Origin of the sequence: Chromobacterium sp. (genome assembly GCF_041912965.1) — a bacterium.
In the GTDB taxonomy this organism is placed as follows: domain Bacteria; phylum Pseudomonadota; class Gammaproteobacteria; order Burkholderiales; family Chromobacteriaceae; genus Chromobacterium; species Chromobacterium aquaticum.
The window spans coordinates 17,307-39,819 of sequence record NZ_JAYSGF010000002.1 but is presented as its reverse complement, the minus strand read 5'-3'; the positions used below and the strand labels follow the sequence as shown (position 1 = coordinate 39,819).

The 22,513-nt window shown below is 64.5% G+C and carries 23 protein-coding genes and 1 tRNA gene; 17 read left to right on the top strand and 7 right to left on the bottom strand.

Going from position 1 to position 22,513, the window contains the following annotated elements; genetic code table 11:
* Window positions 1-29: 29 nt before the first annotated feature.
* The 14 genes from ACE3QM_RS01285 (at window position 30) to ACE3QM_RS01220 (ending at window position 10,159) form a co-directional block, all read left to right on the top strand.
* Window positions 30-971: an ABC transporter substrate-binding protein gene (locus tag ACE3QM_RS01285; RefSeq protein ID WP_374419672.1), complete on the top strand. Its 942-nt coding sequence runs from the start codon at window positions 30-32 to the stop codon at window positions 969-971.
* 100 nt (window positions 972-1,071) lie between these two features.
* Window positions 1,072-2,142, top strand: a complete 1,071-nt coding sequence (hisC, locus tag ACE3QM_RS01280; protein ID WP_374419670.1) for a histidinol-phosphate transaminase — start codon at window positions 1,072-1,074, stop codon at window positions 2,140-2,142.
* 3 nt (window positions 2,143-2,145) lie between these two features.
* Window positions 2,146-2,739: an imidazoleglycerol-phosphate dehydratase HisB gene (hisB, locus tag ACE3QM_RS01275; RefSeq protein WP_231462293.1), complete on the top strand. Its 594-nt coding sequence runs from the start codon at window positions 2,146-2,148 to the stop codon at window positions 2,737-2,739.
* Between the two features lie 80 nt (window positions 2,740-2,819).
* On the top strand, window positions 2,820-3,461 hold the full coding sequence (gene hisH, locus ACE3QM_RS01270) for an imidazole glycerol phosphate synthase subunit HisH (protein WP_374419668.1): 642 nt from the start codon (window positions 2,820-2,822) through the stop codon (window positions 3,459-3,461).
* A gap of 20 nt (window positions 3,462-3,481) precedes the next feature.
* Window positions 3,482-4,222 carry a 1-(5-phosphoribosyl)-5-[(5-phosphoribosylamino)methylideneamino]imidazole-4-carboxamide isomerase gene (gene hisA, locus ACE3QM_RS01265; protein WP_374419666.1) on the top strand — a complete coding sequence of 247 codons (741 nt, stop codon included), beginning with the start codon at window positions 3,482-3,484 and terminating at the stop codon, window positions 4,220-4,222.
* 75 nt (window positions 4,223-4,297) lie between these two features.
* On the top strand, window positions 4,298-5,062 hold the full coding sequence (gene hisF / locus ACE3QM_RS01260; RefSeq protein ID WP_231462295.1) for an imidazole glycerol phosphate synthase subunit HisF: 765 nt from the start codon (window positions 4,298-4,300) through the stop codon (window positions 5,060-5,062).
* Window positions 5,063-5,180: 118 nt separating this feature from the next.
* Window positions 5,181-5,573 carry a phosphoribosyl-AMP cyclohydrolase gene (hisI, locus tag ACE3QM_RS01255; protein WP_048408016.1) on the top strand — a complete coding sequence of 131 codons (393 nt, stop codon included), beginning with the start codon at window positions 5,181-5,183 and terminating at the stop codon, window positions 5,571-5,573.
* A gap of 125 nt (window positions 5,574-5,698) precedes the next feature.
* Entirely contained in the window at window positions 5,699-6,025 is a 327-nt protein-coding gene (locus ACE3QM_RS01250; protein WP_043589545.1) for a phosphoribosyl-ATP diphosphatase, read from the top strand.
* 22 nt (window positions 6,026-6,047) lie between these two features.
* Window positions 6,048-6,371 (top strand): histidine triad nucleotide-binding protein, encoded by a 324-nt coding sequence (locus ACE3QM_RS01245; RefSeq protein ID WP_048408017.1) that lies wholly within the window; start codon window positions 6,048-6,050, stop codon window positions 6,369-6,371.
* A 72-nt stretch (window positions 6,372-6,443) separates the two neighbouring features.
* Window positions 6,444-6,653 (top strand): Sec-independent protein translocase subunit TatA, encoded by a 210-nt coding sequence (tatA, locus tag ACE3QM_RS01240; protein WP_043589548.1) that lies wholly within the window; start codon window positions 6,444-6,446, stop codon window positions 6,651-6,653.
* Window positions 6,654-6,671: 18 nt separating this feature from the next.
* On the top strand, window positions 6,672-7,172 hold the full coding sequence (gene tatB, locus ACE3QM_RS01235) for a Sec-independent protein translocase protein TatB (RefSeq protein ID WP_048408018.1): 501 nt from the start codon (window positions 6,672-6,674) through the stop codon (window positions 7,170-7,172).
* Window positions 7,173-7,233: 61 nt separating this feature from the next.
* Complete coding sequence (tatC, locus tag ACE3QM_RS01230; RefSeq protein ID WP_374419662.1) at window positions 7,234-7,974, top strand: twin-arginine translocase subunit TatC; 741 nt, start codon at window positions 7,234-7,236, stop codon at window positions 7,972-7,974.
* Window positions 7,971-8,324: a DUF2069 domain-containing protein gene (locus ACE3QM_RS01225; RefSeq protein WP_048408020.1), complete on the top strand. Its 354-nt coding sequence runs from the start codon at window positions 7,971-7,973 to the stop codon at window positions 8,322-8,324. Before tatC ends, ACE3QM_RS01225 begins: the two co-directional genes overlap by 4 nt.
* A gap of 212 nt (window positions 8,325-8,536) precedes the next feature.
* Window positions 8,537-10,159, top strand: coding sequence for a methyl-accepting chemotaxis protein (locus ACE3QM_RS01220; protein ID WP_374419660.1), 1,623 nt, complete (start codon window positions 8,537-8,539; stop codon window positions 10,157-10,159).
* A 70-nt stretch (window positions 10,160-10,229) separates the two neighbouring features.
* On the opposite strand, the gene ACE3QM_RS01215 is transcribed toward ACE3QM_RS01220, so the two are convergent.
* From ACE3QM_RS01215 to kynB, 6 genes are all read right to left on the bottom strand, one after another.
* On the bottom strand, window positions 10,230-11,024 hold the full coding sequence (locus ACE3QM_RS01215; RefSeq protein WP_374419658.1) for a TatD family hydrolase: 795 nt from the start codon (window positions 11,022-11,024) through the stop codon (window positions 10,230-10,232).
* 15 nt (window positions 11,025-11,039) lie between these two features.
* Window positions 11,040-12,797: an ABC transporter ATP-binding protein gene (locus ACE3QM_RS01210; RefSeq protein WP_374419656.1), complete on the bottom strand. Its 1,758-nt coding sequence runs from the start codon at window positions 12,795-12,797 to the stop codon at window positions 11,040-11,042.
* Entirely contained in the window at window positions 12,787-14,559 is a 1,773-nt protein-coding gene (locus ACE3QM_RS01205; RefSeq protein ID WP_374419654.1) for an ABC transporter transmembrane domain-containing protein, read from the bottom strand. The genes ACE3QM_RS01210 and ACE3QM_RS01205 overlap by 11 nt, the downstream gene beginning before the upstream one ends.
* A 313-nt stretch (window positions 14,560-14,872) precedes the next feature.
* On the bottom strand, window positions 14,873-16,261 hold the full coding sequence (locus ACE3QM_RS01200) for an amino acid permease (protein WP_374419652.1): 1,389 nt from the start codon (window positions 16,259-16,261) through the stop codon (window positions 14,873-14,875).
* Between the two features lie 290 nt (window positions 16,262-16,551).
* Complete coding sequence (gene kynU / locus ACE3QM_RS01195) at window positions 16,552-17,805, bottom strand: kynureninase (RefSeq protein ID WP_231462302.1); 1,254 nt, start codon at window positions 17,803-17,805, stop codon at window positions 16,552-16,554.
* Window positions 17,806-17,817: 12 nt separating this feature from the next.
* On the bottom strand, window positions 17,818-18,471 hold the full coding sequence (kynB, locus tag ACE3QM_RS01190) for an arylformamidase (RefSeq protein WP_231462303.1): 654 nt from the start codon (window positions 18,469-18,471) through the stop codon (window positions 17,818-17,820).
* A 140-nt stretch (window positions 18,472-18,611) separates the two neighbouring features.
* On the opposite strand from kynB, the gene ACE3QM_RS01185 reads away from it, so the two are divergent.
* From ACE3QM_RS01185 to ACE3QM_RS01175, 3 genes are all read left to right on the top strand, one after another.
* The gene (locus ACE3QM_RS01185) at window positions 18,612-19,082 is read left to right on the top strand and encodes an Lrp/AsnC family transcriptional regulator (RefSeq protein WP_231462305.1); all 471 of its coding nucleotides are present in this window, start codon (window positions 18,612-18,614) and stop codon (window positions 19,080-19,082) included.
* Window positions 19,083-19,204: 122 nt separating this feature from the next.
* Window positions 19,205-21,475 carry a TonB-dependent receptor domain-containing protein gene (locus ACE3QM_RS01180; RefSeq protein WP_374419649.1) on the top strand — a complete coding sequence of 757 codons (2,271 nt, stop codon included), beginning with the start codon at window positions 19,205-19,207 and terminating at the stop codon, window positions 21,473-21,475.
* 259 nt (window positions 21,476-21,734) lie between these two features.
* Window positions 21,735-22,295, top strand: coding sequence for a DUF2939 domain-containing protein (locus ACE3QM_RS01175; RefSeq protein WP_374419647.1), 561 nt, complete (start codon window positions 21,735-21,737; stop codon window positions 22,293-22,295).
* Window positions 22,296-22,358: 63 nt separating this feature from the next.
* Here ACE3QM_RS01175 and ACE3QM_RS01170 read toward each other — a convergent pair.
* Window positions 22,359-22,443: transfer RNA gene (locus tag ACE3QM_RS01170), tRNA-Leu, on the bottom strand.
* Window positions 22,444-22,513: the final 70 nt, after the last annotated feature.

The window sequence follows — 22,513 nt, the reverse complement described above, 5'->3', positions numbered from 1 at the left end:
TCGCGGCCGGACTCTGTCTGGCCGTTTTCATGTCCGCTGCCTGCTGGGCGCAGCCGCGCGTGTTTGTCGTCGAAAGCTATCACAGCGATTACCCCTGGGATCAGGATTACCGCCGGGCGATACAGGAGCGCCTGGGCAAGCGGACGCAACTGAGTTATTACGCGATGGACACCAAGCGCCTGCCGCCGGCCCAGCACCAGGCGCGCGCCGACGAGGCGCTGGCGATGGCGGCGAAAATAAGGCCGGACCTTGTCATCGTCGGCGACGACGCCGCGTTACAGAGAGTGGGCAGCAAGCTGGCGCAGCAAGGCGTGCCGGTGATCTATCTGGGCATCAACAACAATCCGCGCAATTATTTCCCGGGCGCGGCGCCTCGCGTCAGTGGCGTGCTGGAACGGCCGCTGATCCTGCGCAGCGTCTTCGAGCTGGGCAAAGCCGTCAAAGGGCTGCGCAGCGCGCTGGTGCTGTTCGATGACGACCTCACCTCGCGCATCATCCGCGACGAAACCTTCGTCGGCCGCGACAGCATGCTGCTGGCCAATATCCACGTCGATCTGGCCTTGACCGGTTCCTACGCCGAATGGCAACGGCGGGTGCAGGGCGCGGCTGGTCGTTACCAGGCGATCTGGGTGGGGCTCTATTTCACCTTGCGCGGCGCCGACGGCAAGGTGGTGCCGGGAGACGAGGTGCTGCGCTGGACCGCCGCCCATGCCCGTCTGCCCTTGTTCGCGTTCTGGGATTTCGCCGTGGGCAAGGACAAGGCCGCCGGCGGCCTGGTGCTGTCGGGCTACGAGCAAGGCAGGGAGGCGGCCAAGATGGCCGAGCAGGTGTTGTTTCAGCAGCAGCCGGTCGCCAGCCTGTTCCCGGTGACGCCGTCGGAAGGGCGCTATGTTTTCAGCCGCAGCGCGCTGGCGCGCGACGGAGTGGAACTGCCCGCGCGGCTGCAACAACGGGCGCATTGGCTCGAGTAGCTGAAAGCGAATGAACCAGCTACTATAGCTTTTCGCCGTTTCCGATAACGCGGCCTCGTCAGCGGGGCTCTTGTTGGCCGCAAGGCCGTATTGCAAGATCATGAAAAAGTCCGTCCGACAATTGGTGCGCGATGAGATCGCCGCCATCAGCGCCTACCCGGTAGCCTCCGCAGATGGCTACATCAAGCTCGACGCCATGGAGAATCCGTGGCCCTTGCCGGCCGAACTGCGCCAGGAACTGGCGCGGACCCTGGCCGATGTCGCCGTCAACCGTTACCCGGACCCGTCCGGCGGCACGCTGAAAGCCCAGCTGAAGCAGGCGTTTGCCATACCCGAGCCGGCCGAGGTGCTGCTGGGCAACGGCTCCGACGAGCTGATCACCCTGGTGGCGCAAGCGCTGGCCCGTCCCGGCGCCAAGCTGCTGGCGCTGGAACCGTCCTTCGTGATGTACAAGATGAACGCGCTGTTCTCCGGCCTAGACTATGTCGGCGTGCCGTTGCGTTCCGATTTCAGCCTGGACCTGCCGGCGACGCTGGCGGCCATCGCCGAGCATCAGCCGGCGGTGGTGTTCGTGTCCTACCCCAACAACCCGACCGGCCCGCGCTTCGCCCGCGCCGAGGTCGAAGCCATCTGCGAGGCCGCGCCCGGCCTGGTGGTGGTGGACGAGGCTTACCAGGCCTTCGCCAGCGACAGCTTCATGAACCTGGCCGGCCTGCGCGACAATCTGATCGTGATGCGCACGCTGTCCAAGCTGGGCCTGGCCGGCATCCGCCTGGGCTATGCCGCCGGCCCCGCCGCCTGGATCCAGGAGCTGGACAAGGTGCGGCCGCCGTACAACGTCAATGTGTTGACCCAGGCCGCCGCGCGTTTCTCGCTGCGCCATATCGAGGTGTTCAACCGCCAGGCGGCGGAGCTGTGCGAGGAACGCGGCCGATTGGCCGCCGGCCTGGCGCGTCACGCCGCCATCGAGGCTTTCCCGTCGGAAGCCAATTTCATCACCATCCGGGTGCCGGACGCGCCGGCCTTGTATCAGCATTTCAAGGCCAGCGGCATCCTGATCAAGCAATTGCACGGCAGCCATCCGCTGCTGGCGCAATGCCTGCGCCTGACCGTGGGCGCGCCGCAGGAAAACGACGCCATGTTGGCGGCCCTGGACGCTTACTTCGCCTGAGCCATGAGAACTGCAACCGTTACCCGCAATACCCTGGAAACCCAGATCACCGTCAGCCTGAACCTGGACGGCACCGGCGTGGGCCGCTTTGAAACCGGCGTGCCCTTTCTCGATCACATGATGGATCAGATCGCCCGCCACGGCTTGATCGATCTGGACGTGGTCGCCCACGGCGATCTGCACATCGACGCCCACCACACGGTGGAGGACATCGGCATCACCCTGGGGCAGGCCTTCGCCAAGGCGATAGGCGACAAGAAGGGCATCCGCCGCTATGGCCACGCCTACGTGCCGCTGGACGAGGCCTTGAGCCGGGTGGTGATCGATCTGTCCGGCCGCCCCGGCCTGGTATACAAGGTTGAATACACTCGCGCCAGCATCGGCCAGTTCGATGTCGACCTGTTTTCCGAGTTCTTCCATGGCTTCGTCAATCACAGCATGGTCACGCTGCATATAGACAATCTGCGCGGGGTCAACAGCCATCACCAGGCCGAGACCATCTTCAAGGCCTTCGGCCGCGCCTTGCGCATGGCCTGTGAGGTGGACGAGCGCATGGCCGGACAGACGCCGTCGACCAAGGGCACGCTGAGCGCATAAGCCGGTCGCGCCGTTTTTTCCCCAGGGCTCCGGATTCGGCTGGAGCCCTGCCACCCCCGAAGCGAACTTGTAGGATGGCGATGAAAGTTGCAGTAGTGGATTACGGCATGGGCAATCTGCATTCGGTGCTCAAGTCGGCGCAGGCGGTCAACGATATCGGCGCGGAGATCTTTCTCACCAGCGCGCCGGAGGCCGTGCTCAAGGCCGACAAGGTGATTTTTCCCGGCCAGGGCGCGATGCCGGACTGCATGCGCGAGCTGAACCAGCACGGGCTGGCCGAGGCGATAAGGGAAAGCACCAAGAACAAGCCGTTTTTTGGCATCTGCGTCGGTGCGCAGCTATTGTTCGAGGAAAGCGAGGAGGGGCCGACCCAAGGCCTGGGCCTGTTTCCCGGCAAGGTGGCGCGCTTTGCCGCCGGATTGCGCGACGCCGAGGGCGAACGGCTGAAAGTGCCGCACATGGGCTGGAACCAGGTGTTCCAAACTGCGGTCCATCCCTTGTTCGCCGGCATCGCCGACGGCGAGCGTTTCTATTTTGTGCATAGTTACCACTTCGCGCCGGCCGATGCGGGCCTGACGCTGGCGGAAAGTGAATATCCAGAGCGGTTTTCATGTATTGTCGGTCGTGGGAACATCTTCGCAAGCCAGTTCCACACCGAAAAGAGCCACCGGGCCGGCCTTCAGATGATGAAGAACTTCCTGGCCTGGGATGGCAGTGTTTAACTCACGTTTGATTTAGCACCATGCTGCTCATACCCGCGATAGACCTGAAAGACGGTCAATGCGTACGCCTGAAACAGGGCGTGATGGACGATGCCACCGTTTTCTCCGACGACCCCGTGCAAGTCGCCGCCCATTGGCGCGATCAAGGCGCCCGGCGCCTGCATCTGGTCGATCTCAACGGCGCTTTCGCCGGCAAGCCCAAGAATCTGGCGGTGATCCGCGACATTCTGGGCGAGGTCGGCAATGAAATCCCCGTGCAACTGGGCGGCGGCATCCGTGATCTGGACACCATTGAGAAATACCTGGACATGGGCCTGTCCTACGTGATTATCGGCACCGCCGCGGTCAAGACGCCGGGCTTTCTGCACGATGCCTGCGACGCCTTTCCCGGCCAGGTCATCGTCGGCCTGGACGCCAAGGACGGCATGGTGGCGATAGACGGCTGGGCCAAGATCACCAACCACCACGTGACCGATCTGGCCAAGCGCTTCCAGGACTACGGCGTCAACTCGGTGATCTACACCGACATCGGCCGCGACGGCATGATGAACGGCGTCAATATCGACGCCACCGTCAAGCTGGCGCAGGCCTTGACCATCCCGGTGATCGCCTCCGGCGGCCTCAGCAATCTCGACGACATCCGCGCCTTGTGCGCGGTGGAGGACGAGGGGATTGAAGGCGCCATCACCGGCCGCGCGATCTACGAGGGCAGCATCGATTTCGCCGCCGCGCAGACGCTGGCCGACGAGCTGTCGGACTGATAGCCTGTTTCTGACTCATCAAGCCGCCGGCCCGTACGCACTGTTCGGGCCGGTTGGCCGTTTGCCGGACCCCATATGCTTGCCAAACGCATCATCCCCTGTCTGGACGTGACCGCGGGTCGCGTCGTCAAAGGCGTCAACTTCCTGGGTTTACGCGATGCTGGCGATCCGATTGAAATCGCCCGCCGCTACAACGAGCAGGGCGCGGACGAATTGACCTTTCTCGACATCACCGCCAGCTCGGACCAGCGCGACATCATCCTGCATGTGATCGAGTCGGTGGCGGAACAGGTATTCATTCCGCTGACCGTGGGCGGCGGCGTGCGGGAAGTGGCGGACATCCGCCGCCTGCTCAGCGCCGGCGCGGACAAGGTCAGCATCAATACCGCGGCGGTGAGCAATCCACAGCTGGTGAGCGACGCGGCGGATCGCTTCGGCAACCAGTGCATCGTGGTGGCGGTGGACGCCAAGGCGGTGACGCCGGAAAACGATCGCTGGGAAGTGTTCACCCACGGCGGTCGCAACCGCACCGGCATCGATGCGGTGGAGTGGGCGCGCAAAATGCAGCAACTGGGCGCCGGCGAAATCCTGCTGACCAGCATGGATCGGGACGGCACCAAGATAGGTTTCAATCTGGAGCTGACGCGCGCGGTGTCGGAAGCGGTGGAGATTCCGGTGATCGCCTCCGGCGGCGTCGGCACGCTGCAGCACCTGGTGGACGGCGTCAAGCTGGGCAAGGCCGACGCGGTGCTGGCCGCCAGCATTTTCCATTTTGGCGAACACACCGTGGGCGAGGCCAAACAGGCAATGCGGAACGCCGGCATCGAAGTGCGGCTGTGAGCGCCTTCCGATCGACACTCTTGCCGGCGTCTTAATTTGAGGCGAAGCGGGCGCCGCGCTGAATCATTTGCCGCGCCGCCACTCATAGCCAAGGCGCGCGGCCTTCTAAAGGTGAACCATGAATTGGTTGGATGAAGTCAAATGGGATGGCCAGGGCCTGGTCACCGCGATTGCCCAGGACGCCGCCAGCGGCCGGGTGCTGATGGTGGCGTGGATGAACCGGGAAAGCCTGGAACTGACCGCCGAAACCGGCGTGGCCCATTACTGGAGCCGCTCGCGTGGCAAGCTGTGGAAGAAGGGCGAGGATTCCGGCCATCTGCAAAGCGTCAAGGAGCTGCGGCTGGATTGCGACGGCGACGTGGTGGTGATGCAGATCGAGCAGGCCGGCGGCATCGCCTGCCATACCGGTCGCGAAAGCTGCTTCTATCGTCGCTTCGACCCGGCGCGGCAGGACTGGGAAGTGGTGGACGCGGTATTGAAGGATCCGGACGCCATCTACGGCAAGGGCTGACTTGCGCGCGGTCAACGCCTTGCGGCGGCTGGCCGTTAGAATGGCAGCCGGCGAGGCGATTGTTATCGTTTTGCCATCGGAACGACATATACTTGCCGGGGTTGCGGCGTTAAAGGAGGAGAGACATGAGCCAGGATGTGCTGAAAACCATAGCGGATACGCTGGAAGCGCGGCGCGAGGCCAGTTCGCAGTCTTCCTACGTGGCCTCCCTGTTTCACAAGGGCGAGGACGCCATTTTGAAGAAAGTGGCGGAAGAGGCGGCGGAAACGCTGATGGCCTCCAAGGACAAGGACAAGCTGCACCTGGTGCGCGAAGTGGCCGATCTGTGGTTTCACAGCATGGTGTTGCTGACCTACCATGGCCTGCGACCAGAAGACGTGCTGATGGAGTTGAAACGGCGCGAAGGCATTTCCGGCCTGGACGAAAAAGCCTCCCGCGCGCCCACCCCTTAAGATTGAGCGAGAGCCGACAATAATGACAGACTGCATCTTCTGCAAAATCGTGGCCGGGCAGATTCCGGCCAATAAAATCTACGAAGACGACGATGTGCTGGCCTTCCACGACATCCGTCCAATCGCCCCGGTGCATTTCATGCTGATTCCCAAGCAGCACGTGGATTCGCTGGCCCATTGCGGCCCCGAGCACGAGGCGGTGCTGGGCAAGATGCTGACGCTGGCACCCAAGCTGGCGCGCGAGCAGGGCCTGGAGGGCGGCTTCAAGACCGGCATCAATACCGGCCGCGGCGGCGGGCAGGAAGTGTTCCACCTGCACGTGCATGTGTTCGGCCACAAGAACTGATTGGCCCACGCGGCCGCAGCGGGAGGCCGGGCGGCCTCCGCGTACTAATTCGATTTGATAAGGAAGTGAATCATGGGTTCTTTCAGCATCTGGCACTGGTTGGTGGTTCTGCTGATCGTGGTGCTGGTGTTCGGCACCAAGAAACTGCGCAATATCGGTGAAGATCTGGGCGGCGCGGTCAAGGGCTTCAAGGAAGGCATGAACGGCGAGAACGACAAGGCCGCCAAGGACAAGCCGGCTGAAACCGGCCGCATCATCGACGGCGACGCCGACAAGAAATAAGGCGCGGGCGGCTCTAGCGTGTTTGAAATCAGCTTTGGCGAAATCCTGTTGATAGGCGTGGTGGCCCTGGTGGTATTGGGGCCGGAGCGCTTGCCGACGGTGGCGCGCACCTTGGGTGCGCTGGTAGGCCGCGCGCAGCGCTTCGTGGCCACGGTGAAGGCGGACATCCAGCAGCAGGCCAATCTGACCGGCTTGAACGAGCTGCGTCAGGATATCGAGGACGCGGCGCACTCGTTCAAAGGCCAGATCGACGCCGAAGTGCGGGGCGTGCGCGAGGCGATGGAGCAGAACAGCGCCGAACTGCGTTCGCTGGCGGACGAGGCGCGCGCGCCGGTGGAGGAAGCGGCCAACGCCATCCATGGCGGTTTGCAGCCGGATTTGCTGGACCCGCCGCCGGAGCAGGCCGAGGCCGCGCCGGCCAAGGACGAGAACCAACTGGATCTGTTCGACGATATCCCGCCGGCCAAGCCCGCCGCTTCCGCGGCGGCGCAGCCGGCCGAGCCGCCGGCGGCGCATTGAGCCCGCCCGGCAGGCCGGGCGGCCAGCCACGCCAACCTGACTCCATTGGAAACCCCCGCGAATGAATGAACAACCCTTGCTCGCGCATTTGATCGAGCTGCGCACCCGCCTGGTGCGGGCGCTGCTCGGCGTCGCGCTGGTGTTTCTCGGCCTGTTCCACTGGTCGGGCGATATCTACCATTTATTGGCCAAGCCCTTGCTGGACGCGTTGCCGCAAGGCGCCAACATGATAGCCACCGATGTCACCGCGCCGTTCTTCGTGCCGGTCAAGGTGACCATGCTGGTGGCTTTCCTGATCTCGCTGCCCAATACCCTGTACCAGATCTGGGCCTTCGTCGCGCCCGGGCTCTACCATCACGAGAAGCGTTTGGTGCTGCCCCTGGTGGTGGCCAGCCTGTTGCTGTTCCTCACCGGCATGGCTTTCGCCTACTTCCTGGTGTTCCCGGTGGTGTTCGGCTTCATGTCGGCGGTGACGCCGGTCGGGGTCAGCATGATGACCGATATCGATAAATACCTATCCTTCGTGCTCGGCATGTTCCTCGCCTTCGGCGTCACCTTCGAGGTGCCGGTGGTGGTGATCCTGCTGGTGCGCATGGGCGTGGTATCGGTGGACAAGCTGCGTCAGGGGCGGCCCTATGTGATCGTCGGCGCCTTCGTCGTCGCCGCCATCGTCACTCCGCCGGACGTGTTGTCGCAGACGCTGCTGGCGGTGCCGTTGTGGTTGCTGTACGAGGTGGGCATTTTCATGGCGGTGTTCCTGGGCCGCAAGAAGGAACGCGCGATGTTGGAGGACCGGCCATGAGCCGCAATGTTTGGCATTATGGCGCGGCGGCTTCGCTGATCGCGCTGATCCTGCTGTGCCTGGCCTGGGAGTTGTGGCTGGCGCCGCTGCGTCCAGGCGGTTCCTTGCTGGCGCTGAAGGCGGCGGTGCTGCTGTTGCCGCTGCGCGGCATCCTGAGCCAGCGTCTGTACACCTACCAATGGGCCAGCATGTTCATCCTGGCCTATTTCACCGAGGGTGTGATGCGCGGTTGGGCCGATCGCGGCCTGTCGCAACAACTTGCATGGGGCGAAATCTTTTTGAGCGGACTATTCTTCGTCTGTGTATTGGGCTTTGCCAGAACCTTCAAGTTGTCGCGTCAGCCGCAGTAGACCTCGCGCGCAGCCAAAAGGAAGCCGTCAGCTCATGCTGACGGCTTTTTTTGCGTCCATCGCGCATGCGGTAGGCAGACTGTGAAACTTGCCGTAGTCATGCGGCGAACGCCGCAAACGGCTTGGTTTACAATCGCCGCGAAACCGCGAACTTGAATCGGCGGGAATCCAAAAAAAACATAGTTTGGTTGGGGAGTGTATAAATGCGGAACATGACGATTGCGGCCCGGATTACCCTGGGTTTCGCCTTATTGCTGGTCGCGCTGTTGGTGACTGGAATGCTGGCCTTCATTGGCCTGGGCAGTATTTCCAGCCGGGTGGAGGCTGTCAGCACCCATGAGTTGGCCTTCTACCGCGATGTGGTGGAGCTGCAGCAGCACATGGGCAACTTGCGGCGCTTCGAGAAGGACTATTTCATTAATCTGGCCGACAACGCCAAGCGCGCGGAGTACAGCGAGAAATGGAGCAAGACGCTGGATGGCGCGCACGCGGCGATCAAGAATGCCGGCACTCATCCGCTCAACGGTGATTCCACCCAGCAACTGAGCGCGCTGGACGGCCTGCTCAACAGCTATGCCGATGGTTTCAAGGCGGTGGCCGGCAAGATCGACAAGCATGAGATCGCCAGCACCAGTGATGCCAATAGCGCGTTCAACCAGTACAAGAGCAGCATCCACCAGATGGAGGATGTGAGCGCCAAGCTGGCAAAAGGCGGTTCCGATGCGGTGGCGCAGTTGCGCAGCCAGATCGATGCGTCCGCCGACGCGGTGCGCAGTCAGTTGCTGAGCACGGTGGTGATTGGCCTGCTGGCCAGCCTGGTGGTGTCCTGGTACATCATCCGCTCCATCCGCATTCCGCTGCTGCAGATGCGCGATTCCGCGCAGCAGCTGGCGCAAACCTGCGATTTGAACCTGGCCTTGCCGGACTTTGGCCGCAACGAGCTCGGCAGCGTCGGCGAGTCGCTGGCCTCGCTGGTCGGCACCGTGCGCCGGCTGGTGCAGGAGGCGCAGGGTCACGCCACCCATCTGGCCGGCGCGTCCGGGCAGATGGCCGACGTCAGCCACCAAGTGTCCAATGCCTCGGCCAATCAGGCCGAGTCCGCCGCCAGCGGCGCCGCGGCGATCGAGCAGATGTCGGTCAGCATCAATCTGGTGGCCGACAATACCCGCGATGTGGAGCAGCAGGCGCGCCAGACCATGGCGCAGGCGGATCGAGGCAATGGACTGGCGGAAACCGCGGCCAGCGAAATCCAGCTGATCGCCAGCGGCATCACCGCAACCTCGGCCGTGATGGACCAGCTCAACCAGCGCTCCAGCGATATCGGCGACATCGTGCGGGTGATCCGCGACATCGCCGACCAGACCAATCTATTGGCGTTGAACGCGGCGATCGAGGCGGCGCGCGCCGGCGAGATGGGGCGCGGCTTCGCGGTGGTGGCCGACGAGGTGCGTCAGCTGGCCGAGCGTACTAGCCAGGCCACCGCCGAGATCTCCACCCATATCGAGGGGGTACAGACCGATACCCAGCGCGCTTACCAGAGCATGCAGCAGGCGAATGCCCGCATCGAAAGCGGGGTCAGCAGCACCTCCAGCGTGGCGGAGGCATTGCGTGAAATCCATCAGCTGTCGCAGCACTCGGTGGAACGCATCACCGACATCGCCAACGCGATCAAGGAGCAGAGTCACGCCAGCCAGCTGGTGGCGAACAATGTCGAGCAGATGGCGCAGATGAACGAGAGCACCGCCAAGGCGTCCGGCCAGGCCAGCCGCTTGTCGCAGGAATTGCAGCAGCTGTCGGTCGATCTGGACACCAATTTGAAGCGCTTCCGCACCTAAGAAGCTGTTTACGATCTGCTGCGCGTCGTGAAGCGTTGCACGGTGAGTCGCGCTCACGCTGCGCCATGGCTCAGCCGGCGATGCCCAGCGCGTCCAGGCTGTTGCGGCGCAAGGCGCGGCGCAGTTCCGGTTCCGGCAGGCCGCGCAGCTCGGCCAGCAGCGCGCTGAAGGCGGCGAGATGGGCCGGTTCATTGGGCCGGTCCTGGGCGAATTCCGGGCGGATGTCGGGTGCGTCGGTTTCCAGCACCAGGCCGGACAGCGGCAGCGTGGCCGCCAGCCGGCGGATGCGCTGCGAGCCGGAGTAGCTCATCGCGCCGCCGAAGCCCAGTTTCAAGCCTTGGCGCAACATTGCGTCCGCCTGCTGCGGGCTGCCGTTGAAGGCGTGGGCGATGCCCAGCTCGACGCGTTGCTCGCGCAGATGCTTGAGCACGCGGTCCACCGAGCGGCGCACATGCAGCACCACCGGCAGCGCGTATTTGCGCGCCAGTTTCAGTTGTTCGACGAACAAGGCCTCCTGCCGCGCCGGGTCCAGCTCCGGCAGGTAGAAATCCAGGCCGATTTCCCCCACCGCTTCCGGCCGCTGCTCGCGCAGCGCGCGCTCCAGCTGTTCCAGATGTTCGTCCAGATGCTGTTCCAGATAGATGGGATGCAGGCCGAAGCCTATCCAGCAGCCGTGTTCGCGGCGCATGGCGGCGGCCGTGTCGAAGGTGTCGGCGCGCACCGCCGGCACCAGGATCTGGCCGACGCCGGCGGCGCGCGCGCGTTGCAGCACCGCGGACAGCATTGGCGCCAGCTCCGGCGCGTCCAGGTGGCAATGGGTGTCGATCAGCGCCTCGGGCGCGGGCAGGGCGGGGAAACGGTGCATGGCGGATGGGCTCGCTCAGCCGGCTTCCGGCTGCAATTGCTGCAGCAAGTATAGCCGTTGGTAAATGCCGCCCAGGGTCATCAGCTCCTCATGGTCGCCGGTTTCGGCGATCTGGCCGTGATTCAGCACGATGATGCGGTCGGCGTCGCGGATGGTGGACAGGCGATGGGCGATGGAGATCAGCGTGATCTGGCCATGCAATTGTTCCAGCGCGCGCTGCACCAGCTGTTCGGTTTCGCTGTCGATATGCGAGGTGGCCTCGTCCAGCAGCAGGATGCGCGGCTTGCCGGCCAGTGCGCGGGCGATGGCGATCAACTGCTTCTGGCCGCTGGACAGCCGCGACCCGCTCTCGCCCATATCGGTGTCGTAGCCCTGCTCCAGCGCCAGGATCAGTTCGTGGGCGCCGGCGGCGCGCGCGGCGTCCTCGATCTGTTGTTGCGACAGTGGCCGGCCCATGGCGATATTGTCGCGCGCGCTGGCGGCCAGCAGGAAGGGCTCCTGCGGCACCAGGCCGACGCCGTCGCGGAAGGCCGCGTCGTTGAAGGACGTCAGCGGCTGCTCATCGATCAGGATGTCGCCGCCTTGCGGCGCATAGAAGCGCAGCAATAGCGACAGCAAGGTGGATTTGCCGCTGCCGGTGTGGCCGACGATGCCGATGAAGCCGCCGGCCGGAATCTCCAGCGATAAGTCGCGCAGCACCGGGTGTTCGGGTTGATAGGCGAAATTCAACCGGCGGAAACTGACCGCGCCCTGGCCGATGCGGCCCTGTCCGCCGTCGGCCGCCGCCGCGGGCTCCTGCAGCAGCGCATCCACCCGCGCCGCCGCCACCACCGCTTGCTGCAGCTGGCTGAACTGCATGGTGATCTGGATCAGCGGGTCCACCATGCGGCCGATATAGCTGATGAAGGCGTAGAGCACGCCGATCTGCAGCGCGCCCAGCGGCCGCTGGCTGAAGCTATAGATCACCGCGGCCAGCAGCAGCACCTTGAGCAGGTCCAGCGCCGGACGCAGCAGCCAGGCATTGGCGGTCAGCTCGGCCATGCGAGCCCGGTAGTAGTTGTGGTTGGCGCGGTCGAAGCGCTGGGCGAAGCGTCCGGCGGCGTTGCTGGCCTGCAGCACGCTCATGCCGGCGATGGATTCGGCCATCTGCGCGTTGATGTCGCTGCGCAGCGCCCGGGCGCGCGTCACCGAGGGCGCGCTCCAGCGCTGGTAGAGCCAGACGATGGCCAGCATCGCCGGCAGCAGCAGCGCGGCCAGCAGCATCAGCCGCCAGTCCAGCCAGGCCATCGCCGCCATCACGCCGACGACGACGATGCTGCTGTCCAGCATCACGAACAGCACCTGCACGTACAAGGCTTTCACCGACTCGGTGTCATTGGTGACGCGGCTGACCAATTGGCCTGTGATCGCCTTGTCGAAAAAGGCCATCGGCAGCCGGATCACGTGGCGGTAGACCTGTTCGCGCAGCCTTTGCACCGAGCGCATCGCCACGCCGGACAGGCGCACCAGCTGCAGATAGCGCAGGCTGGAAGCGGCGTAGCCGGCCAGCAGACAGGCGAACAGCAGCAGGCCCATTTCCAGCCACTGCGGCGCGCGCGGCAGCAGATAGCGGTCGATGAACACCTTGCCCAGCAGTGGCGACAGCGCCTCCAGCAGCGCGGCGGCGATCAGCCACAGCGTGCCCCACAGCACATGGCGCTTTTCCGGCGCGGCGGCCTGGCGCAGCAGGGCCAGCGCCCGGCTGCGGTTGATCGCGGATTGATCAGATTTCATCCAGGCTGGCCTCCAGTTGTTGATAGCGCCACTGGCTGGCGTACCAGCCGTTCAATTGCAGCAGCACCTCATGGCTGCCGGCTTCGGCGATGCGCCCCTGTTGCAGCACGATGATGTGGTCGGCGTCGGCCACCGCCGACAGCCGGTGACTGGCGATGATCACGCTGCGTCCGCGGCGCGCTTCGCGCAGATGCTGCAGGATCTGGGTTTCGGTCTGGGTGTCCACCGCCGACAAGGCGTCGTCCAGCAGCAGCAGCGGCGCGTCCGCCAGCAGCGCGCGGGCGATGGCCAGGCGCTGGCGCTGGCCGCCGGACAGCGCCACGCCTTTTTCGCCAACCGGCGTGGCGTAGCCCTGGGCCAGGCGCAGGATGTCCTCATGCACCGCCGCCAGCCGCGCCACGCGCTCGATCTCGCGCTCGGCGGCGTCCGGCCGCGTCAGCGCGATATTGTCAGCCACCGAGGCGGAGAACAGGAAGGACTCCTGCGGTACCCAGCTGATCGCCGCGCGCAGCGCGTCCATCTTGTATTCCTCCAGCGGCACGCCGTTCCAGCTGACGCTGCCGGCCGGCAGCGGGTATTGGCGCAGCAGCAGGCGCAGCAGCGTGGACTTGCCGCTGCCGGTGGGGCCGACGATGCCCAGGGTCTGGCCGCGTCCCAGGCGCAGCTCGATCGCGCGCAGCGCCGGCGTGACCTGCCCCGGATAAGTGAAGTCCAGGCCGTGCCAGCGCAGCTCGCCGCTGGGCTCGCTCGCGTCGGCGCCGCTGTCGTCCACCGAGGCCGGCGCGCTCAGCACCGGTTCCAGCCGGTTCCAGCCGGCGCGGCCGCGTTCCAGCAACGACAGCACCCAGCCGGCGGCGAACATCGGCCAGATCAACTGACCCAGATACATGCTGAAGCTGGTCAGCGCGCCTATGGTCAGTTGTTGCTGCCATACCAGGTAGCCGCCGACGCCCAAGGTGGTCACCGAGGCGGTGATCAGGGTCAGCCCCACCACCGGCTCGAACGCCGCCTCCCAGCGCTGCGCTTGCAGGCTGTTGTCGGCGGCGCTGGCGGCCAGGCCGGCCAGCTCGCGGCTATTGCGCTCCTCCAGGCCCAGGGTGCGCAGGGTGCGCACCCCGCTCAGGGTTTCCTGCACATGGTCGTTGAGCCGGCTGAAGCTTTGCAGCGAGCCGGCCCAGGCCTGGTGCACGCGGCGGGTGATGCGCCAGAAGGCGAAGGCCATCAGCGGAAACGGCAGCAGCGCGGCGGCGGCCAGCCGCCAGTCTATGCCCAGGGTCATCATCGCCAGCACCATCACCAGGGTCAGGCTGCCGTCGAAACCGGCCAGCATCGCCTCGCCGGCGGCCATTTCCACCGCGTCGATGTCATTGGTGGCGCGCGCCATCAAGTCGCCGGTGCGTTGATGGTGGTAGAAGCCCGGCCCCTGGAGGCTCAAGCGCTGGTACAAGCGGGTACGCAGCTCCACGCCCAACTGGTAGGCGGCGGCGAACAGCTGCAGCCGCCAGCCGGCGCGCAGCAAATAGATCACCACGCCGAACAGCAGCAGCCAGCCCAGCTCATGCAGCAGCTGAGGGCCGCTGAGTTCGTGCTTGGCCAGCAGGTCGACGATCTCGCCTATCTTGCGCGGGATCAGCACGGTGAGTAGCGCCACGGCGGCCAGCATCAGCGCGGCGCGCAGATAGTAAGGCCAGTGGCGGCGGACGAAGCCGCGCAATAGCGCGGACAGGCTGGCGCCGGGGACGAGATCGGACGGGGTGGGCATGGCGGGGCGGGCTATCCGGATCGGGTATCGAGTCGGACATTCTATGCCGAATCCGATGGCGGCGTCAGATGCGATGCAAAGGGTGTTGTGTGTTCCGCGCAGCGGTTCTTAGAGCCTGTTCAAAGTCTCGCGAACAAGGGCGAGGCAAGGCGAAAACGAGCGAAAAAGCGGAATGTACAAGTGGTACATGAGCATTTGAGCTTGGTTTCAACGCCGTATCGCTGAAGCGCAGCAGACTTTGAACAGGTTCTTAGCGGATTTGGCGTGGGGACGCCCGGGCCGGAAGCGTGTTCCGACCCGGGCGCGGCGGGCATTAATTCGCTTGCGTCGCCGGCGTCAGCCGCGGCTTGCGCACCTTGTGGAACAGAATGACCAGCAAGAGCAGGAAGGGCAGGCCGAAGACCAGGGTCAGCCGGAATACCTCGGTGAAGATGGTGGTGATCATGATCGCCAGCATCAGCAGCAGCCCGGTCAGCGTGCTGTAGGGAAACAGACGCATCTTGAACGGCAGCTCCAGCCCGCCCGCGCGGTCGTGATGGCGGCGGAAGCATAGATGGGTGTAGAAAATCATCAGCCAGGTGAACATCGCGCCGAACATCGACAGCGAAATCATCAGCGTGAACGCCTGCTGCGGAAACAGCACGTAGAGCGCGGTGGCCAGCGCGATGCCGCTGGTGGACAGCAATAGCGCGTTGGTCGGGATGCCGCGCTGGTTCAATTGGCCCAGCGCGATCGGCGCGTCGCCGGCGCGCGACAGGCTGAACATCATGCGGGTGGTGATGTAGAGCTGGCTGTTCATCGCCGACAGCGCGGCGATCACCACCACGAAGTTGAGGATGCCGGCGGCGTAGGGGATGTTCAGCACCTGCATCACGGTAACGAAGGGGCTGTTGCCGGCGCCGATCCGGTCCCAGGGCACGATGGCGATGATCAGGCTCAAGGACAGCAGGTAGAACACCACCAACCGCGCGATGGTGGCGCGGAAGGCCTGGCGCACCGCCTGCTCCGGGTTCTCCGCCTCGCCGGCTGCCACCGCTATCATTTCCACGCTCAGATAGCTGAAGATGGAGATCACCACCGCCACCCAGGTGCCCCAGGCGCCGTTGGGGAAGAAGCCGCCGCCGGCGCTGAAGTTGTGCGCGCCGTAAGCCGGGTTGCCGCTGCCCCACACCAGGTAGCAGCCCATCAGGATGAAGGCGACGATGGCGAAGATCTTAATGCTGGAGAACCAGTATTCGACGGTGCCGAAAGCCTTGACGCTGGCGGCGTTGACGCCGATCAGCGCGCCGGAGAACAGCAGGATCCAGATCCAGGGAGGGGTGTCGGGAAACCAGAAGCGCATGTATTCGGCCACCGCGGTGACCTCGGTGCCCACCGCCAGCACGATGCAGGCCCAATAGCTGTAACGCACCAGGAAGCCGGCCAGCGGGCTGACGTAGTGTTCGGCGTAGGCGCCGAAGGAGCCGGAGGTGGCATGCGCCACCGTCATTTCCGCCAGGCAGCCCATCAGCAGCAGGGTGATCAGGCCGCCTATGGCGTAGCTGAGCACCACGCTGGGGCCGGCAAAGCCGATGGCGAACTTGCTGCCGAGGAACAAACCGGTGCCGATGGCGCCGCCGATGGCGATCATGCTCATCTGTCCGGCGCTGAGCCGGCGCTGCAGGCCCTGCTCCCTATCCTTGATATCCTGGAAACTGCTCATGATGTTCTCCTCTGTCTATAAGGCGCGGTCTGGCGGGATCTGACGTCCCTTGCGCCTGGAACCGCCGCGCGGGGCTGCCGGCGGCGGCTTGATGCGGCGCGCGGCCAGGCCGCGCGCGATGCAGGTTTTGAACAGCTCTCAGAACCTGTTGACGATCTCGCGAGCTAGGGCGAGACAAGGCGAAAACGAGCGAAAAAGCGGAATGTACACGTGGTATATGAGCACTGAGCTTGGTTTCAACGCCCATTTCTATCCATCCCGCCGACGCGCAGCAGATCGTAAACAGGTTCTCAGGTCACCGCGCCGCGGCGGTGGAACTCCGGTTTATCCCAACTGCCGCTGTCCAGGATCTCGCGCAGGATTTCCACCGCGTCCCAGATGTCGGCATGGCTCAGGTAGAGCGGGGTGATGCCGAAGCGCAGCACTTCCGGTTCGCGGTAATCGCCGATGACGCCGTTGGCGATCAAGGCCTGCATCACCGCGAAGCCCTGGGGGTGGCGGAAGCTGACATGGCTACCGCGGCGCGCGTGTTCGCGCGGGGTGATCAGGGTCAAGGGGTGGCGACCGCAACGCTGCTCCACCAGTTCGATGAACAAATCGGTCAAGGCCAGCGATTTGGCGCGCAATTGCTGCGGCTCCACCTGCCGCGCCACGTCCAGACCACATTCCACCAAGGCCAGCGACACGATGGGCTGGGTGCCGCACAGGAAGCGACGTATGCCCTGGGCCGGCGCGTAATCGGTGGCCATTTCGAAGGGCTTGGCATGGCCCCACCAGCCGGACAAGGGCTGCCAGAATGTGTTTTGATGGCGCGGCGCCACCCAGATGAAGGCCGGCGAGCCTGGGCCGCCGTTCAGGTATTTGTAGGTGCAGCCCACGGCGAAATCAGCACCGGCGGCGTTCAAGCCCACCTCCACCGCGCCGGCCGCGTGCGCCAGGTCCCAGATCGTCAGCGCGCCGCGCTGATGGGCGCTGCGGGTGACCGCGGCCATGTCGTAGAGATAGCCGGTGCGGTAATTGACATGGGACAGCAGCAGCACCGCCACGTCCTCGTCCAGCGCCTGCTCCAGCGGCAGCGCCTCGTCGATCAGGCGCAGTTCATAGCCCTGCTGCAGGAATTCGATCATGCCCTGGATCATGTAGAGATCGGTGGGGAAGTTGTCGCGTTCGGACAGGATCACCTTGCGTTCCGGATGCGCTTGCTGCTGGATGCGCAGCGCCGCCGCCAGCGCCTTGAACAGGTTGAGCGAGGTGGTGTCGGTGACCACCACTTCGCCGGGGCCGGCGCCCAAGAGCGGCGCCAGCTTGTCGCCCAGCCGGGTCGGCAGTTCGAACCAGCCGGAAGTGTTCCAGCTGCGGATCAGCTCGTGGCCCCATTCGCGGCTGATCACCTGCTGGCTGCGTTCCAGCGCGCCCTTGGGCAGCACGCCCAGCGAATTGCCGTCCAGGTAGACGGTGTTGGGTGGCAGGTCGAATTGCTGGCGGAAACCGGCCAGCGGGTCTTGCTGATCGGCGATGAGACAGGTTTCGCGGGTATGTGTCATGGCGGGTCGGTCCTACGCAACAGGGGTGGAAACGGGCAAGGGCCGCAGCACGGCGCGTACCGGGCTGGCGTCCAGATTCATCAACTTCAGCGGCAGCGCGATCAACTCGTAATCGCCCTCCGGCGCGTGCTCCAGCAGCAGTTGTTCCAGGATGGCCATGCGTTGGCGCGCGGTGGCGTGGTGGGCATCCATGGTCTTGCTGTCCATCGGGTCCAGCGAGGCGGTGTCGACGCCTATCAGCCGCACGCCCTGGCCGCCCAGCCAGTCGATGGCGGCGGCCTCCACGCCGGGGAAGTCGGCATCCCAGGCGTCCAGCGGATAGCGTTCGTAGCTGCGGATCAGCAGCCGCGGCGGCAGTGGGCCGGTCATGGCGGCAAGCCGTGCGCGGATCTGTTCCAGCCGGATCAGCGGGCCGGGGGACAGGCAATGAATCAGCCGGCATGGGCCGAGATAGGCATCCAGCGCCACCTGGCCTATGCCCTGGCCGGCGGCCTGGAAATGGGCCGGCGCGTCGGCGTGGGCGCCGCTGTGCGGCGACAGCGTCAGCCGCGCCACATTCACCGGGCAGTGGGCGTCCAACTGCCAGGCCGGGCTGGCGTCGAAGGCGGTGTCGCCGGGCCAGACCGGCAGGCCGGCGCGCAGCGGGGGACTGATATCGAGCAACATGGAACGGTTCCTGAGCGGTAACAAGCCTGGAATCATGCTAGCACCAAGCCTTCCGCCAAAAATTGCAAGTTGCCGTTGCCGATGGCATGCTTTTCGCAGGAACTGCACTAGAACTAATCAGTATCGATGGGAAATTGCAAATGCAGCTCGACGCGATAGATTGCCGGATTCTTTCCGCATTGCAGCACAACGCCAGGCTCAGCAATCAGGACCTGGCGGACCAGGTGGCGCTGTCGCCATCGGCCTGTCTGCGGCGGGTGCGCGCGCTGGAAAACCAGGGGGTGATCCGCGGTTATCACGCGCAATTGGACCCAGCCCTGCTTGGCTACGAACTGGAAGCCATCGTCCATGTGACGCTGGACCGGGCGCGCGAGGATTGGCACGAAGACTTCATGGGCCGCATCCAGCAGTTCGAGGAGGTGGCCGCCGCCTATATCGTCGCCGGCCCCAGCAATTATGTGTTGCACGTGCGCTGTCGCAATCTAGCGGCCTTCAGCGGCTTCATCGTGGAGCGGCTGAACCGGCTGCCCGGCATGCGCGACATCTGTTCCTACATCGTGATGCGCACGCTCAAGGATTCGCGCTGGCAGGTGCCGCTGGGCGGGAAATAGCCGCGGCTTCCGCCCGCGTCGGCGGTGGGGCTGACGCGAGGCGTGGTTGGTATAATTACCATTGTTAATGATAATCATTAGCATTAACTTCGGCGCTCCTCAACCCCACCCCCACCCACATCATGAAATACCGGAGCCTTTCCGCCTGCCTGTTATTGTCGGCGGTCCATCCGCAAAACCTGCAGGCCGCCGAGCCCGCGCCGCAACTGGAAACCGTCCACGTCAGCGCCGAGCGCAAACCCGCGCTCCTGCATGGCGAGGTGCTGGACGCGGAGCAACTGCGCCGCGCGCGCGGCACCGGCAACGCCGACATCTTCTCGGCCCTGCCCAGCGTGCAGGTCAACAATATCCGCAACGAAGCCGGCGCCATCGACCTGGGTATCCGCGGCCTGCAAGGCGAGGGCCGGGTGCCGGTGCTGATAGACGGCAGCCTGCAATCCACCCACACCGCGCGCGGCTATCAGGGCACCAGCGACCGCACTTACATCGATTCAGACCTGATCAGCAAGGTCAGCGTCGAAGAGGGCGCCAGCAACGGCGCCTTCTCCAGCGGCGCGATCGGCGGCCTGGTGCAAATGCGCACCTTGGGCGTGGAGGATGTGTTGCGTCCTGGCAAGGATTTCGGCGTGCTGCTGAAAGGCAGCTTGTACAACAATAACAAGATGCCCACCGTGCCGGACGACGAGCGCGACCAGGTGTATTACCGGCTGAACAACGGCCTCAGCCCACGCGTGTTCAACAATGGCTCGGCCACGCTGGCGCTGGCCTACCGGCAGCCTGGCCTGGATGCCTTGCTGGCCTATAGCAAGCGGCGCACCGGCAATTACTTCGCCGGCAGCCACGGTTTCGACGGCTACCCGGAGGCGGTGGTGTCGCGCGGCCAGGAAGTGGTGAACACCAGTTACGAGAGCGATTCGTTGCTGGCCAAGCTCGGTTTTGCGCTGGACGATGCGCAGCGTCTGAAGCTGATCTTCCGCCGCCATCGCCAGCAGGCCGGCGAGTTGCTGGCCGCTTACTGGTACAAGAACTCCAACGACAAGCATTTCCAGGAGCTGCCGCCGGGGGTCGAGTCCATGCCGCAATGGGCGCTGGGCAGCGCCGTGGTGCATGCATATAGCGCCAACTACAGCTATACGCCCAGCGACAACAAGCTGATCGATCTGAACCTGGGCTTGTGGGCCACCGAGGCGGATCTGGACCAGCACAACGGCCTGTGGGCCGGCCGCCCCGGCGCTTCCTACGGCGATCAGTACATGCATGCCTACAACAACAAGCGCCATGGCTTCAATTTGCTCAACCGTTCGGAACTGGAGGCGCTGCCGCTGAGCCTCAGCTATGGCCTGGCCTTCCAGCAGGAGCGCACCCAGCCCACCAGCCGCTACACCGAGCAGCCGCGGACGCTGGAGGCGTCGCGCAACGGCGTGCGCAATGAGCGCAGCCTGTTCGCCAACGCGGTGCTGTCCTATCCCTGGGCCAGCTTCTCGCTAGGCGCGAATCTGCATGGCTCAATCACGCGCGACTATGCGACCAAACTGGAGGTGGATTACGCGCCCAAGCTGGACCTGACCGGCCAACTCGATGTTCACCTGGCCAAATGGCTGGATGGCTATGTGAAGGGCGGCCGCGCCTATCGCACCCCCAGCCTGTACGAAACCACCACCTCGTCCGAGGTGTTCAGCTACAACCCATACAACCCCTTGCGGCCGGAGCGTTCGCTGAATCTGGAGCTGGGTCTGAAGGCGAGTTTCCAGGATGTGTTCCGCGATAAGGAGCGCATCGGCTTCAAGGCCGCTTATTTCGACAACAAGGTGGCGGATTATATTTCCAGCGCCTGGCTGGACCGCACGCCGGGCATGCCGTCGTGGCAGGGCAATCTGACCTTCCTCAACTACGACAAGGTGGAGCTGCGCGGCTTCGAATTCGGCGCGGACTACCATAGCCCGTCCTTCTTCGTGGAGGCCGCCGCCACGCGCTACCTGGACCCGGAAGTGTGCTCGGTGAACCAGGCCGCCCGACGCGATGCCGCGGTGTGCAATCAGAACGGCTTCGCCTGGAGTCTGATCCCGACCCGCATCCCGCCCAAGAGCGTGTACGTGATTTCCGCCGGCAAACATCTGCTGAACGGCGACCTGACCGTGGGCGGACGACTGAAATACCATGCCGGCAAGACCAATCCGGCCGAGTGGTTGAAAGGCACCGGCGCGCAGCCGGTGCTGGAACTGCCGTCCGAACGCCTGGTGGACCTGTTCATCGAGTACCGTTTGAACAAGCAGGTCAATCTGAATTTGAACGTGGACAACCTGACCAACCGCTATGCGGTGGACACCGGAGCGGTGGTCAGCATGCCGATTCCGGGGCGGACCATACGGATGGGGATGGAAGCGCGCTTCTGAGAACCTGTCCAAAGCCAGCTGCGCGTCGTGAGACGTGACACGGTGAGTGCCGCTACGAAATGCTCTTGCACCACTCGTACATTCCGCTTTCTCAGCGGTTTTCGCCTTGTCTCGCTCTAGCTCGCGAGCCTTTGAACAGGCGCTGAGAACCGGCCGCGCAGGTTTTGCCGCGGCCGGCGGGAATCTGCGCGCCCTTTGTCGGTCTGTAGACTTTATGAGCCGCATGAACGCGGCCGCTTGATTCAGGGGGATCTCAAAAATGAGCATTAAAATGAAGCTGGCGCTGTGCGTGGCCTTGCTGGCAGTTGGCGGCTGGTTCTACGCAACGCCGTATTTGACGGTGCATGGCATGCAGCAGGCGCTGGACGCGCGCGACGCGGCCAAATTGTCCGGCTATGTGGACTACCCGGCCTTGCGCAGCAGCCTGAAGGAGTCGATCGCGCCCAAGGCGGTGCTGGAATTGAACCAATCCAAGGCCAATAATCCGCTGGCGGCGATGGGCGCCGCGATTGCCGACGCGGTGATCGCACCGGTCGTCGACGCGATGGTGACGCCGGAAAGCCTGGCGCTGATGATGCAGGGGATCAAGCCCAAGCCTGGCCTGCCGCATGGCGGCGCGTCGGCGGAAAACGATGGTGGCGGCGCGGAAGCGTCGGCCGAGCCGCGCGCTGGCGTCGAGACGACGATGGGCTACGAAGACATCGACCGCTTCGTGGTGACGGTGAAGAAGAAGGACGGCGGAGCCGGTCCGCTGGCTTTTGTCTTCAAGCGCGAAGGCTGGTTTGGCTGGAAGCTGGCGGCGCTGCGCCTGCCCGAATAAAACAAAAAACCCGCAGAGCTTGCGCTGTGCGGGGTTTTTGATGTTTCGGCCTGCCAAAATCGCTGGTGCCCAGAGTCGGACTCGAACCGACACACCTTGCGGCGGGGGATTTTGAATCCCCTGCGTCTACCAATTTCGCCATCCGGGCGTCTTCGGCATTCCGAGAGAACGAATGATAGCGATAGCAAATCGCTTTGTAAATCCTTTTTTCCTGGGCC